The 13,817-nt window shown below is 70.8% G+C and carries 9 protein-coding genes; 5 read left to right on the top strand and 4 right to left on the bottom strand.

All coding sequences use genetic code 11. From position 1 onward, the window contains the following. Window positions 1–3 precede the first annotated feature (3 nt). The 4 genes from HLH34_RS09725 (at window position 4) to HLH34_RS09740 (ending at window position 8,166) form a co-directional block, all read left to right on the top strand. Window positions 4–3,435, top strand: coding sequence for a transglutaminase family protein (locus HLH34_RS09725; RefSeq protein ID WP_183119392.1), 3,432 nt, complete (start codon window positions 4–6; stop codon window positions 3,433–3,435). Between the two features lie 104 nt (window positions 3,436–3,539). Then, a complete protein-coding gene (locus HLH34_RS09730; protein WP_183119393.1) occupies window positions 3,540–4,622 on the top strand; it encodes a zinc-binding metallopeptidase family protein in 1,083 nt (360 codons plus the stop codon). Window positions 4,623–4,682: 60 nt separating this feature from the next. Continuing rightward, window positions 4,683–7,235, top strand: coding sequence for a circularly permuted type 2 ATP-grasp protein (locus HLH34_RS09735; RefSeq protein ID WP_183119394.1), 2,553 nt, complete (start codon window positions 4,683–4,685; stop codon window positions 7,233–7,235). A gap of 34 nt (window positions 7,236–7,269) precedes the next feature. Continuing rightward, window positions 7,270–8,166, top strand: coding sequence for a transglutaminase family protein (locus tag HLH34_RS09740; protein WP_183119395.1), 897 nt, complete (start codon window positions 7,270–7,272; stop codon window positions 8,164–8,166). A 169-nt stretch (window positions 8,167–8,335) separates the two neighbouring features. On the opposite strand, the gene HLH34_RS09745 is transcribed toward HLH34_RS09740, so the two are convergent. The 4 genes from HLH34_RS09745 to HLH34_RS09760 all read right to left on the bottom strand — a co-directional run bounded on the left by HLH34_RS09745 (window position 8,336) and on the right by HLH34_RS09760 (window position 12,204). Continuing rightward, window positions 8,336–8,497 (bottom strand): hypothetical protein, encoded by a 162-nt coding sequence (locus HLH34_RS09745; protein WP_220792118.1) that lies wholly within the window; start codon window positions 8,495–8,497, stop codon window positions 8,336–8,338. Between the two features lie 85 nt (window positions 8,498–8,582). After that, window positions 8,583–9,494 (bottom strand): methylisocitrate lyase, encoded by a 912-nt coding sequence (gene prpB, locus HLH34_RS09750; RefSeq protein WP_183119396.1) that lies wholly within the window; start codon window positions 9,492–9,494, stop codon window positions 8,583–8,585. Continuing rightward, entirely contained in the window at window positions 9,491–10,654 is a 1,164-nt protein-coding gene (prpC, locus tag HLH34_RS09755; protein ID WP_183119397.1) for a bifunctional 2-methylcitrate synthase/citrate synthase, read from the bottom strand. The genes prpB and prpC overlap by 4 nt, the downstream gene beginning before the upstream one ends. Before the next feature lie 29 nt (window positions 10,655–10,683). Next, the gene (locus HLH34_RS09760) at window positions 10,684–12,204 is read right to left on the bottom strand and encodes an MmgE/PrpD family protein (RefSeq protein ID WP_183119398.1); all 1,521 of its coding nucleotides are present in this window, start codon (window positions 12,202–12,204) and stop codon (window positions 10,684–10,686) included. 117 nt (window positions 12,205–12,321) lie between these two features. Here HLH34_RS09760 and HLH34_RS09765 point away from each other — a divergent pair, with 117 nt between their 5' ends. Then, entirely contained in the window at window positions 12,322–13,770 is a 1,449-nt protein-coding gene (locus HLH34_RS09765; RefSeq protein ID WP_183119399.1) for a helix-turn-helix domain-containing protein, read from the top strand. Window positions 13,771–13,817: the final 47 nt, after the last annotated feature.

Consider the following 13,817-nt stretch of genomic DNA (forward strand, 5'->3'; position numbering starts at 1 on the left):
TGCATGACCCTGCACGTCGCGCTGACACATAGCACACGGTATCGTTACGATCGTCCGGTGGCCCTGGGCCCGCAGACGGTCCGGCTGAGGCCCGCACCCCACGCCCGCACCCCGATCGTGTCCTATGCGCTGCGGATCGAACCCAAGCCGCATTTCATCAACTGGATGCAGGATCCGTCGGGCAATTATCAGGCGCGGATCGTCTTTCCCGAACCGGTGACGCATTTCGACGTCACGGTTGATCTGGTGGCTGACATGGCCACGATCAACCCGTTCGACTTCTTCCTCGAACCCCAGGCCGAGCAGTGGCCGTTCGCCTACGATCCGGTGCTGGCCGGCGAACTGGCGCCCTACCGCACGCGCGAGACGCCCGGCCCGCTGCTGCAGGCGCTGCTGGACGGTATCGACCGCACGCCGCGCCATACGGTGGACATGCTGGTGGCGCTGAACCAGCAGGTGCAGGCGCGCATCGCCTATGTCGTGCGGATGGAGCCGGGCGTCTGGACGCCCGAGGAAACGCTGGAAAGCGGCACCGGGTCGTGCCGCGACAGCGCGTGGCTGCTGGTGCAGATCCTGCGGCACCTGGGCTTCGCGGCGCGGTTCGTGTCGGGCTACCTGATTCAGCTGGTCGCGGACCAGAAGCCGCTGACCGGCCCCGAAGGCCCCACCGAGGACTTCACCGACCTGCATGCCTGGGCCGAGGTCTACCTGCCCGGCGCGGGCTGGGTGGGGCTGGACGCCACGTCGGGCCTGCTGACCGGCGAGGGCCACATTCCGCTGGCCGCGACCCCGGAACCGGCGTCGGCCGCCGCGATTTCCGGCCTGATCGGAAAATGCGAGACCGAGTTCGATTTCGCCATGTCGGTCACCCGGGTCCTGGAGACGCCCCGGACCACCAGGCCCTACAGCGAGGCGCAGTGGCAGGCGATCCTGGCCGCCGGCCGCACGGTGGACGCCAGCCTGGACGCCGGCGGCGTGGACCTGACGATGGGGGGCGAGCCCACCTTCATCGCCGCCGACGACATGGACGCGGCGGAATGGAACACCGACGCGCTGGGCCCGACCAAGCGCGCCTATGCCGGGCGGCTGCTGCGGCGGCTGATGCCGCCGTGGACCACAGGGGCGGCGATCCAGCACGTGCTGGGCAAGCATTACCCCGGCGAGCAGCTGCCGCGCTGGGCGCTGCTGTGCCACTGGCGCCGGGATGGCGAGCCGGTGTGGACCGACCCGTCGCTGCTGGCGTCCGACGACGATTCCGACACCGCGACCGAGGCCGACGCCGCCGCCTTCTGCCGCGCGCTGGCCGAGCGGTTGCAGGTCGATCCCGGGCTGGTCAGTCCGGCCTACGAGGACATCCATTACTATCTGTGGCGCGAGCATCGCCTGCCGGCGAACGTGATCGTCGAGGATGCGAAGCTGCGCGACCCGCTGGAGCGCGACCGCCTGGCCCGCGTCTACGGCCACGGGCTGAACGTGCCGGTGGGCAGCGTGCTGCCGCTGCGCGTGGTGGAACGCGACGGCGTGCGGCGCTGGCAGTCCGGCCGGTGGTTCTTCCGCGGCGACCTGATGTTCCTGGTGCCGGGCGACGCGCCGGTGGGCTTCCGCCTGCCGCTGCAAAGCCTGCTGTGGGCCGACGAGGCCAGCATCGACCACGATATGGAGCGCGACCCCTTCGCGCCCCGCATGCCCCTGCCGCCCCATCCGGGGCTGGCCCGCCGCACGGCCGGCCCGGCGACCAGCGCGCCCGAATGGGCGGGCCAGGGCGTGCCGGGCCGGGCGGCGCCGGGCGGCGTCGCCTCGGGCGGCGACATGCCGGCCCTGTCCGACCTGCCGGCCCTGCCGCCCTATCCGGGCGGGGGCGCGGGGCGGATGTCGCTGGACCAGGCGATGCGCGGCCATCTGGTCGCCGTGGGGCAGCAGGACCCGGAACTGGTGCGCACCGCCCTGGCGGTGGAGGCGCGGGGCGGCATCCTGCATGTGTTCTTCCCGCCGCTGTACGCCGTCGAGGACTGGCTGGACCTGTGCGCGGCGGTCGAGGACACGGCCCGCGCCGCCGGGCGCAAGGTAGTGCTGGAAGGCTACCAGCCGCCGCGCGACCCGCGCCTGCTGAATTTCTCGATCACGCCCGACCCGGGGGTGATCGAGGTCAACATCCACCCCGCCGCAAGCTGGGACGAGCACGTCACCCGCAGCGAGCAGCTGTACGACCAGGCGCGGCAGGTGGGGCTGATCGCCGAGAAATTCATGCTGGACGGCCGCCATGTCGGCACCGGTGGCGGCAACCATGTGGTGATGGGCGCGGCCCGCGCCGCCGACAGCCCGTTCCTGCGCCGGCCGGACCTGCTGAAGTCGCTGGTGGGCTTCTGGCACAACCACCCGTCGCTGTCCTATCTGTTCAGCGGCCTGTTCATCGGCCCGTCCTCGCAGCATCCCCGGGTGGACGAGGCGCGCGACGACAGCGTGGCGGAACTGGAAATCGCGTTTTCCCAGGTCCATCCCGACCGGCCGACGCCGCCCTGGCTGACCGACCGCCTGTTCCGCAACACCCTGGCGGACATGACGGGCAACACGCATCGCACGGAATTCTGCATCGACAAGCTCTATGCGCCGGAAAGCAGCACCGGGCGGCTGGGGCTGGTGGAATATCGCGCGTTCGAGATGCCGCCCCATCACCAGATGGCGGCGGCGCAGATGCTGCTGATGCGCGCGGCGGTGGCGGCGTTCTGGGCGCAGCCCTACGACCGGCGGCTGGTGCGCTGGGGCACGCGTCTGCATGACGATTTCATGCTGCCGCATTACGTCCGGCAGGATTTCGACGACGCGCTGGCCGAACTGCGCGCGCTGGGCGCGCCGCTGGACCCCGGCTGGTTCGCGCCGCACATGGATTTCCGCTTCCCCGAAATCGGGTCGGTATCCGTGCTGGGCATGACGCTGGACCTGCGGCATGCGCTGGAACCGTGGAACACCCTGGCCGAGGAGCCGGGCTCGGGCGGCACCGTGCGCTATGTCGACAGCTCGGCCGAACGGGTGCAGGCGCGGGTGACCGGCTGGGTGGACGAACGCTACGTGCTGGCCTGCAACGGCGTGGCCGTGCCGCTGACGCGGACCGACCGCCAGGGCGAGTATGTCGGCGGCGTCCGCTTCAAGGCCTGGAACCCGCCCAGCGCCCTGCACCCCACGGTGGGCGTGCAGTCGCCGCTGATCTTCGACATCTACGACAGCTGGACCGGGCGCAGCGTGGGTGGGCTGACGCACCATGTCGCCCATCCGGGCGGCCGCAATTACGAGACGCGGCCCGTCAACGCCAACGAGGCCGAGGCCCGGCGGCGCACGCGCTTCTTCCCGTTCGGCCATACCGTGGGCACGATGGCGCCCCCGGTGCTGCGCCGGTCGCTGGAGCAGCCGCGCACGCTGGACCTGCGCCGGTTTTCCTGACGCCTGCCGCTGTCCCCCCGCCAGGGGGGAACGCCATGGGGGGAACGGCCGCCGCCGCCCCGGCGTTATTCCCTTTTCGGGGATAACTGCCGTGGGGGCGCGTCGTGAAACTGTTTGCCTGTCAGTCCTGCAACCAGATCCTGTTTTTCGAGAACACGATGTGCGAGCGCTGCCATCATGTGCTCGGCTACCTGCCCGATTGCAACGACCTGACCGCGCTGGAACCCGTCGAGGACATCGAGGGGGCATGGCGTCCGCTGTCGGAAGCGGCCGGCGCCGATGCGGTGCGGTTCTGCGCCAACGCCGAGCATGGGGTGTGCAACTGGCTGGTGCCGGACGGGGGCGACGCCTTCTGCGTGGCCTGCCGCCATAACCGGGTGATCCCGGACCTGTCGATCGACGGCAACGGCGAACGCTGGCGGCAGCTGGAATCGGCCAAGCACCGGCTTTTCTATACCCTGCTGTGCCTGGACCTGCCCATGCGGACCCGCCAGCAGGACCCGCAGGGCGGCCTGGCCTTCGATTTCCTGGAAGACCCGACGGGCGGCGGCCGGGTGATGACCGGCCATCAGGACGGCGTCATCACCATTGCGGTGCGCGAGGCCGACGACGCCACGCGCGAGACCATGCGCGTCGAGATGGGCGAGCATTATCGCACCCTGCTGGGCCATTTCCGGCACGAGATCGGCCATTACTACTGGAACGTCCTGGTCCGCGACGGCGGCCGGCTGGAGGATTGCCGCGCGGTGTTCGGCGACGACAGCCAGGACTACCAGGCGGCGTTGCAGTACCATTACGAAGCCGGCCCCCCGCCGGGCTGGCAGGACGAATATGTCAGCGAATACGCCACCACCCACCCGTGGGAGGACTTCGCCGAGACCTGGGCCCATTACCTGCACATCGTCTCGACGCTGGAAACGGCGCAGGCGTACGGCCTGTCGGTGGGCGTGCGGATTTCCAGCGACCCGTCCTTTCAGACCGCGGTCGATTTCAACCCTTATACGGTCGATTCGTTCGACCAGGTGGCGCGGGCGTGGCTGCCGCTGACCTATGCGGTGAACAGCCTCAACCGGTCGATGGGCCAGTCGGATTTCTATCCGTTCGTCCTGCCCGTGCCCGTGCTGCGCAAGCTGGCCTTCATCCACGCGCTGGTGCATCGGGCGCCGGCGCCCCAACCGGCGACCTAGCCGACGGGGCGGCGCAAGGCCGTTTACTGTTGACCGGCGTTCGCCCATACATCGGGCATCATGGACCTGGAGCGCATTCCCCTGGACGAAATGGTGGACGGACGCGGTGGCGTTCGGCCCCATTGGCGCGGCCTGCTGGGCGCGATCAGCGATCTCGGCCATCGGGACCTGCTGGAACGCGCGCGGCAGATGGCGCGCGCGCTGCACGACCAGACCGGCATCGCGGGCGGCACGCCGCCGCTGGCCGGGGGGTGCGACCCGGTGCCGCTGCTGCTGACGGCGCAGGAATTCGACCGGCTGGGCGACGGGATCGTGCAGCGCGCGCGTATCCTGGAGGACACGCTGCGCGACCTGTACGGCCCGCGCACGCTGCTGGCCGACGGTGTGCTGCCGCCGGCGCTGGTGTATCCGGCCCCGGGCTTCCTGCGCATGGGCGACCATCCGGGGCCGGGGTGGGACGTGCCGCCCCGGCAGTTCCTGTCGTTCTATTCGGCCGATCTGATTCGCGGGCCCGATGGCGGCTGGCGGGTGGTGGCCGACCGGGTGGCGCGGGCCAACGGCATCGGGCGGGCGCTGGAAAACCGCCGGCAGATGGCGCGCGTGCTGCCCGAACTGTTCTCGGGCCGCGAGGTCCGGCGCCTGACCCCGTTCTTCGAATCCTGGCAGGACAGCCTGCAACGGCTGGCGGGCCTGTCCGACCGCAACCCGGGGCTGGCGCTGCTGACCCCGGGCCCGCGGGGGCCGCAATGGGCGGAACACGTCATCCTGGCGCGCGAACTGGGCTGCGTGCTGGCCGAGGCCGGGGACCTGACGGTGCGCGACGGCGCGCTGTGGCTGAAGACCGTGCGGGGCCTGCGCCGGGTGGATGTGCTGCTGCTGCGGCAGGACGGCTGGACGGTCGATCCGCTGGAGCTGGACGGCGGGCCGGTGCCGGGCATCGCCGGGCTGCTGGATGCCGTGCGCAGCGGGGCGGTGCATCTGGTGAACGACCCCGCCGCCGGCGTGGTCGAGGCCCCGGGGTTCGCCGCCTTCATGCCCGACCTGGCCGCCCGGTTCCTGGAGCGCGACCTGCTGCTGCCGGACACGCGGACCCTGTGGCTGGGCGATGTGCCCGGCGGGCTGGGGGATCTGCTGGCCGGTGACCGGTCGCGCTGGTGGCTGCGGCCCGTCGCGGACGCCATGGCGCCGGTGCGCCGGCTGGACCGGCTGGACGACGACGCCCTGGCGGCCCTGCGCCGCGCGCCCGAACGCTTCGTGGCGGTCGAGGCCGTGCCGCCGTCGGTGATGCCGTCGGTCCAGCCCGGTGGGATCGAACCCGGCGCCATCGTGCTGCGCCTGTTCGCCCTGTTCGACGGCGCCGACTGGCAGGTGCTGCCCGGCGGCATGGCGCATCTGCTGCCTGATGCCGACGCGGCGCCCGGCCGGCGGCTGGGTGGGCAGGTCGTCACCAAGGACGTCTGGGTCACGGTCGAGGACAGCACCGACACCATCGGGGCGGCGGTGCTGCCGACGATGACGCTGGCCATCCGCCGGGGGCAGGGGGACCTGCCCAGCCGGGCCGCCGATGATTTCTTCTGGCTGGGCCGCTATCTGGAACAGTTGGAAGGCGCCGGCCGCGTGCTGCGCGGGGTGACGGGCCGCGCCGGCCGGGTGGACGGGTCGCCGCGCGAACGGGTGGAACTGGAAACCCTGCTGCGGCTGGCCGGCCATGTCGGCCTGTTGCAGGACGAACCGGCGATCGGCGCGGGGTTTCCGACCCTGGTGCGGATGCTGTCGGGCGTCGCCTTCGATTCCGGCCTGCCGCAGCGCCTGCTGTCCGAGATCGCGCGGGTCGCGGCGGGATTGCAGGACCGGCTGACGGCGGAAACCTACGACACCATCGTCCAGGGCACCGAGGCCCTGCGCGGCCAGTTGCAGGACACCCGCGTGCCCGGCGACCCGGGCCGCACGCTGGAACGGATCGGGCGGGTGACCGACGGGCTGCTGCGCTATGGCGCCACCATTTCGGGCCTGACGGCCGAGAACATGGTGCGCAACGGCGGGCGGCAGTTCCTGGACCTCGGCCGCCGGATCGAGCGCGCCGGGGCGATCCTGACGTCGATCGCGCTGGTGCTGCAGCAGAAGGACGTGGCGCAGCGCGGCCGGATGGAGGGCGCGCTGCGCCTGATCCTGGAACTGAGCGACTGCGTCATCACCTATCGCTCGCGCTATTTCGCGGTGTTGCAGCCGGGGCCGGTGCTGGACCTGCTGCTGCTGGACGAGGGCAATCCGCGCGGGGTCGCCAGCCAGATGGCCATGATCGGCGACGCGCTGGCTGATCTGAGCCAGGCCGATCCGGACCGGCCGGCCGCCGGCCCGGTGGGCGGGGCCGACCTGCTGCGCGCCGTCCGCGCCATCATGGACCGGCTGCACGGGGTGGTCGACGACGTGCTGGCGGCGCCGCGGCAGGACAGCATGGCCGCGACCCTGCCCGACCGCATCCTGGACATCCGCGACGACATCCGCGACCTGGCCCGCCAGATCGCGCGCCGCTACTTCGTGGTGCTGATACCGCCGCGCGCGGTGGGTGGCGGGCATTATGTCGACAGGGGCGGAGCGGGGGACGAGGCATGAGGGCGACGGGCGCGCAGGGCCGGGGGGGCCGCACATGATCTATCGCGTGCGCCACGCCACCCGCTACGTCTATGGCCGCCCGGTCGATCTGGCGGCCCATATCGTGCATGTGACGCCGCGCGACCTGCCGGGCCAGGCGGTGCTGTGGACGCGGCTGGAGGTCACGCCCGCCCCGGTGCGGCGCGTGGACGGCGTGGATTATTTCGGCAATCCGGTCGCGTGGCTGTATCACGAGGCCCCGCACCTGACCTTCGACGTGCTGACGGAATCGGAGGTCGATGTCGATTTCGCCCGGCCTCCGCCGGAGGAGACGACCCTGGCGTGGGAGGATGTGGCGGCCCTGGCGCGGGTGGGCGGGGGCCCGGCCCTGGATGCGGCGGAATTCCTGTTCGACAGCCCGATGTGCGCGGCCAACGCGGCGGCGGGGGAGTACGCGGCCCTGTCGTTCGCGCCGGGGCGCCCCGTGCTGGCGGCGCTGCTGGACCTGAACCGGCGGATCTATACCGAATTCCGCTTTCGCGCCGGGGTCACCACGCTGTCCACCCCGGTCGATCAGGTGCTGAGCCGGCGCGAGGGCGTGTGCCAGGATTTCACGCATCTGATGATCAGCGCGCTGCGCCAGGTCGGCGTGCCGGCGCGCTACATGTCCGGCTATATCCGCACGCGGCCGCCGCCGGGGCAGAAGCGCCGCCTGGGGTCCGACCAGTCCCACGCCTGGGTGGGGGCCTGGCTGGGGCCGGAGCACGGCTGGGTGGGGCTGGACCCCACGAACGGCATCGTGGTGCGGGCCGAGCATGTGGTGCTGGGCTGGGGCCGCGATTACGGCGACATCAGCCCGGTGCGCGGCCTGATCCTGGGGGGCGGGGACGACGTGCTGACGGTGGGGGTCGATCTGGTCCCGGCCGACGAATGGCCCGACATCGCCCCATAGGCACCAAGTTATATGGGACAAGGAAGGTCGGGCGCTGCCCGAACCCGGCAAGGGCCTCGGCCCGTGCATCCCATTCGTTTCATGAAGTCCTGGGTTTCCAAAGGGCCAGGCCCTTTGGTGGGTCAAGGGCAACGCCCTTGCCGGGTTCGGGCAGAGCCCGGCCTCTCCCTCAGGGGGTCTTCTGCAATCCGTCCTGGTAGCCCAGCGCCTGCCACCGTTCCCGCGTGCTGACGGGGCCATGGTGGTGGGCGTGCTTTCCGCCGCCCCCGCCGCAGGCGGCAAGCAAGAGAAGAAGTGTGGTCATGCTGAAAAGCCGGATCGTCTGGGTCAACGCTGCCTCCTGCCGGGGAAGGCACCGTCCTTAGCAGACAACCCCGCCCGCGCGGAAGATGCGCGGGCGGAACGGGTGCGCGCGGTCAGCCGGCCTGCGGCAGCACGGTGCGGACGATGCTGCCGTCCAGCGCCTCGTACTCGTGATAGCGCAGGGTGCGGTACAGTTCCTCGCGCGTCTGCATGCGCGGCAGCATGCGCTGCGTGCTGCCGTCCTGGCGCAGGGCGGCGTACAGTTCGGCCTGGGCGCGGTTGGCGACGCGCAGCGAACTGACGGGCCAGATGACCATGCGATAGCCCATGGCCTGGAACTGGGACGCGGTGAAGAACGGCGTGCGGCCGAATTCCGTCATGTTGGCCAGCAGCGGCACGTCGGGCAGGCGCTGGGCGAAGGCGCGGAACATCGCCTCGTCGGTCATGGCCTCGGGGAAGATCGCGTCGGCCCCGGCTTCGCGATACAGGCGGGCGCGGGCCACGGCGCCGTCCAGCCCTTCGGTGGCGGCGGCGTCGGTGCGCGCCACCACCACCAGGTGGCGTGCTGCGCGCGACGCGGCCTGGATCTTCAGCGCCATTTCCTGCGGCGGGACCAGCTTCTTGTCGTTCAGGTGCCCGCATTTCTTGGGCAGGACCTGATCCTCGATATGCACGGCGGCCGCGCCGGCGTCCTCGAACGCGCGGACCATGTTCATCACGTTCAGCGTCTCGCCATAGCCGGTGTCGCCGTCCACCAGCAGCGGCAGGCCGCTGGCGCGGACGATCTGGCGGATGAAGAACGTCACCTCGTCGATGGTGATGATGCCCAGGTCCGGCAGGCCCATGCTGGCGGTCATGGCCGCGCCCGACAGGTAGAGCGCGTCGAACCCGGCATCGCGGGCCTGGAGGGCGGCCTGGCCGTTGTGCGCGCCGGGCAGTTGCAGGATGCCGTCGCCTTGCAGCAGGCGGCGGAAGCGGAGGCCGGCGGCCTGGTCGGGCAGGTCCGCCCCGGTCAGGTAGGTCATGCCGCGATCTCCATCGTCTCGCGTTCCGCCATCGGCACGAAGCGGCGGGGCGCCGGGCCGGTGTAGTTGGCCGACGGCCGGATGATCTTGCCGTCCTGGCGCTGTTCCATCACATGGGCGCTCCATCCCGCCGTGCGGGCCATGACGAACAGGGGCGTGAACATCGCCGTGGGCACGTTCATCATGTGGTAGGACACGGCGCTGAACCAGTCGAGGTTCGGAAACATGCCCCTGCTGTCGGCCATGACCTGTTCCACCCGCGCTGCGATGTCGTAGGTCCGGCGTGTCCGCGCCCGGTCGGACAAGGTGCGCGCGAACCCCTTGATTATGGCGTGCCGGGGGTCGGCGATGGTGTAGACCGGATGGCCGAAGCCGATGACGATTTCGCGTTCGGCCAGGCGGCGGCGGATATCGGCCTCGGCCTCGTCCGGGTCGGCGTAGCGCTGCTGGATGTCCAGCGCGACCTCGTTGGCGCCGCCGTGCCGGGGGCCACGCAGGGCGCCGATGCCGGCGGTGATGGCCGAATACATGTCGGCCCCGGTGCCCGCCACCACCCGGCAGGCGAAGGTCGAGGCGTTGAATTCGTGCTCGGCATACAGGATCAGCGACGCATGCATCGCGCGCACCCATTCGTCGGGGGGCTGCCGCCCGTGCAGCAGGTGCAGGAAATGGCCGCCGATGCTGTCGTCGGCGGTCTCGACGTCGATGCGGCGGCCGTGGTTCGAGAAATGATACCAGTACATCAGCATCGAACCCATGGACGCCAGCAGCCTGTCGGCGACCTCGCGCGCGCCGGCGGGCGACAGGTCGGCGCGTTCGGGCAGCACGCAGCCCATGATCGACACGCCCGATCGCAGCACGTCCATCGGATGGGCGGCGGCGGGCAGGTCTTCCAGCGCGCGGCGCACCGCTTCGGGAAGGCCCCGGCTGGCGCGTAGCTTTTCCATATAGGCGGCCAGCACCGATGCGCCGGGCAGCGTGCCGTGGACCAGCAGATGGGCGATTTCCTCGAAACGGCAGTTTTCGGCCAGGTCGCGGATGTCATAGCCCCGGTACTGCAGGTCGTTGCCGCTGTGCCCGACCGAACTCAGCGCCGTGTTGCCGGCGGCGACGCCGGACAGGGCGACCGATTTCTTGGGGCGGGGTGGGGTCTGGGTCATGGATCAGGCTCCCTTGCGTAGAGTGGTTCTTATTTTTCCTGATGGCAGAAGAAGATTCCGCGGCGCTCGTTGCGGGCCAGCGTGCCCTGCGGCACCGCCAGTTCCAGCGCCGTCAGCTCGCCGGCCCGCAGGTCGGGCAGGCGCTGCACGGTGGCGAGGAAGCGCCGGGCTTCGGCGGGGTCGATCACGCCTTCGGTCAGGGTCTGGAACTTGCGGATGTAGTCCGGGCGCGTCCAGGGCGTGGCGCCCAGCGGGTGGGCGTTGGCCACCGCCAGTTCGTCGGTGATCGTCCGGCCGTCCTTGAAACGGATGGTGATGCGGCCGCCGAACGCCTTGATCGCCGGATCGTCGGAATGGTAGCGCGTGGTCCAGTCCGGGTCTTCCACCGTATGGATCCTGCGCCACAGCCGCACCGTGTCGGCCCGTCGCGCGCGTTCGGGCAGGTACGAGCGCACATGGTGCCAGGACCCGTCCTGCAACGCCACGGCCACGATATACATGATGGAATGGTCCAGCGTTTCGCGCGACGCCTCGGGGTCGAACTTCTGCGGGTCGTTGGCCCCGGTGCCGATCACGTAGTGGGTGTGGTGGCTGGTGTGGATGGCGATGTCGTCGACCTGGTCCCAGTCGTCCACCCGCCGGCCCAGCCGGAAAGCCAGGTCGATCAGCGCCTGGCTCTGGTACTCGGCGGAATGTTCCTTGGTGAAACTGTCCAGGATCGCGCGCTTGGGCTCGCCGGGTTCGGGCAGGGGCACCAGATAGCGCGCCTCGGGGCCGTCCAGCATCCGGGCGATGACGCCGTCCTCGCCTTCGTAGATCGGGCTGGGGGCGCCTTCGCCCAGCATGGCACGGTCCACGGCCTCGACCGCCAGCTTGCCGGCATGGGCGGGGGCGAAGGCCTTCCACGACGAAATCTCGCCCTTGCGGCTCTGCCGGGTCGCGGTGGTGACGTGCAGCGCCTGCTGGATCGCCTGGTAGGTCACCTCGGGTTCCAGGTGCAGCAGGGTGCCGATCCCGGCGGCGACCGAGGGGCCGAGATGGGCCACATGGTCGATCTTGTGCGCGTGCAGGCAGATGGCGCGCACCAGGTCGATCTGGATTTCATAGCCGGTGGCGATGCCGCGGATCAGGTCGCGGCCCGATCGCCCGCATTGCTGCGCCACGGCCAGGATAGGGGGGATGTTGTCACCGGGGTGGGAATAGTCGGCGGCCAGGAAGGTGTCGTGGAAATCCAGTTCCCGCACCGCCGTGCCGTTGGCCCAGGCCGCCCATTCGGCATGGACGCGGATGTCGGGGCCGCAGCCGAACAGGGTGGCGCCCCCCGGCCGCGCATGGGCCAGCGCCTGGGCCCGCGCGGTGACGGCGGGGTGGCGGTTGACCGACGCGATGGCGACGGCCGCGTTGTCGATGATGCGGTTGACGATCATGTCGGCCACCGCGTCTTCGACCGCCACCGGGTCGGCGGCGATTTCGGCCATGCGCCAGGCCAGTTGCCGCGCGCGCGGCAGGCGGTCGCTTTCGGGGTGGACCTTGACCTCGCGGCGTTTCACGGGCGCCTCCTGTTTTTGATTTCCTGCTTGTGAATATTGCAAGAATCCGGCGTCGGATAAGCTGCATTCGGGCGAATAAGGGCAACAGCCCGGCCCCGCGTTGCGAAAGGTGCGAAGATGGCGAGACCGGCGGCGAAGCTCTTTGCCGGGCACAGGATCCGGCAGTTGCGCGACCGGGACCGCATGACGCAGAGCGCGCTGGCGCGCGGGCTGGCGGTTTCGGCCAGCTACCTCAACCAGATCGAGCACGACCAGCGCCCGCTGTCGCCGAAGCTGCTGGCGCGGCTGGGCGCGTTGTTCGGCGTGCCGGCCGATTATTTCGGCGACAGCGACGAACTGCGCCAGCTTCAGGCCCTGCGCGAGATCATGGGCGACCCGCTGTTCGGGCCGGCCGGCGTGCCGGCGGCGGAATTGCAGGCCGCCGTCCGGGCCGCCCCGTCGCTGGCCGGGCAGGTGGTGCACCTCTATCGCGCCTATCTGGCGGGGCGCGAGCAGGGGACGCTGCCCACGCTCGGCCCCGGCACCCGCCCGGTGCCCGAGGCCGTGGCCCCGTACGAGGCCGTGGGCGACTGGGTGCAGGCCGAACGCAACTATTTCGACGGAATCGACCGCGCGGCCGAGGACCGCGCGCGGGCGCTGGACCTGGCCGGCCTGGGGCCGGTCGAGGCGATGATCCGCCATCTGCGCGACCGGCACGGGCTGGCGGTGCAGGACGGCGACCTGGCCGAGCACGGGGTGATGTGGCGGCTGGACCGGCGGCAGGGGCGGTTGCTGCTGGCGCGCGGGGCGCCGGCCGAAAGCCGGGCCTTCTGGATGGCGCAGGTGGTGGCGCAGGCCGAGGACGGCGCGCGCTTCGACCGGGTCATCCGTCGTTCGCCGCTGATGACGGCCGATGCGCGTGCGCTGGCGCGGGTGGGGCTGGTCAATTATTACGCCGGGGCGCTGATGATGCCCTATGACCGCTTCCGCGCCGCCGCGCACGACAGCCGGCACGATATCGAGCGGCTGCAACACCAGTTCGGCGCCAGTTTCGAGCAGGTGTGCCATCGGCTGAGCACGTTGCAGGGGCCGGGGCGGGAAGGGGTGCCGTTCTATTTCCTCAAGACCGACATCGCCGGGAACGTCCTCAAAAGCTCCAGCGCCAACAGCTTCCGCCTGTCGCGCTTCGGCGGGCCGTGTCCGTTATGGAACGTGTTCCGGGCCTTCGGCATGCCGGGGCAGATCTCGGTGCAGTTATCGCGGACGACCGACGACGCCCTGTACCTGAACGTCGCGCGCACGGTGGGCCATGCCGGCCAGTCCTATTTCGACCGGCCCCGGCTGGTGGCGGTGGTGCTGGGCTGCGCGGTGTCGGACGCGCGGGACATGGTCTACGCCACCGGCCTGGCGCTGGGCGATCCGCGCATCGCGGTGCCCATCGGCCCCGGCTGCCGGGGGTGCGACCGGGTGGACTGCCGCCACCGCGCCGTGCCGGCGATCGGCCAGCCGCTGGACGTGGGCAGCGAGGAACGCGGCGTCGTGCCCTATCGCATCGGAAGCCATCGTCCCGGGGGGCGACTCGCGTAGGGCTTCCCCTGGCGCGGGATCGGGCCGATATATCCCGCCAGGACAGT

Source organism: Gluconacetobacter azotocaptans (genome assembly GCF_014174355.1).
GTDB lineage: Bacteria > Pseudomonadota > Alphaproteobacteria > Acetobacterales > Acetobacteraceae > Gluconacetobacter > Gluconacetobacter azotocaptans.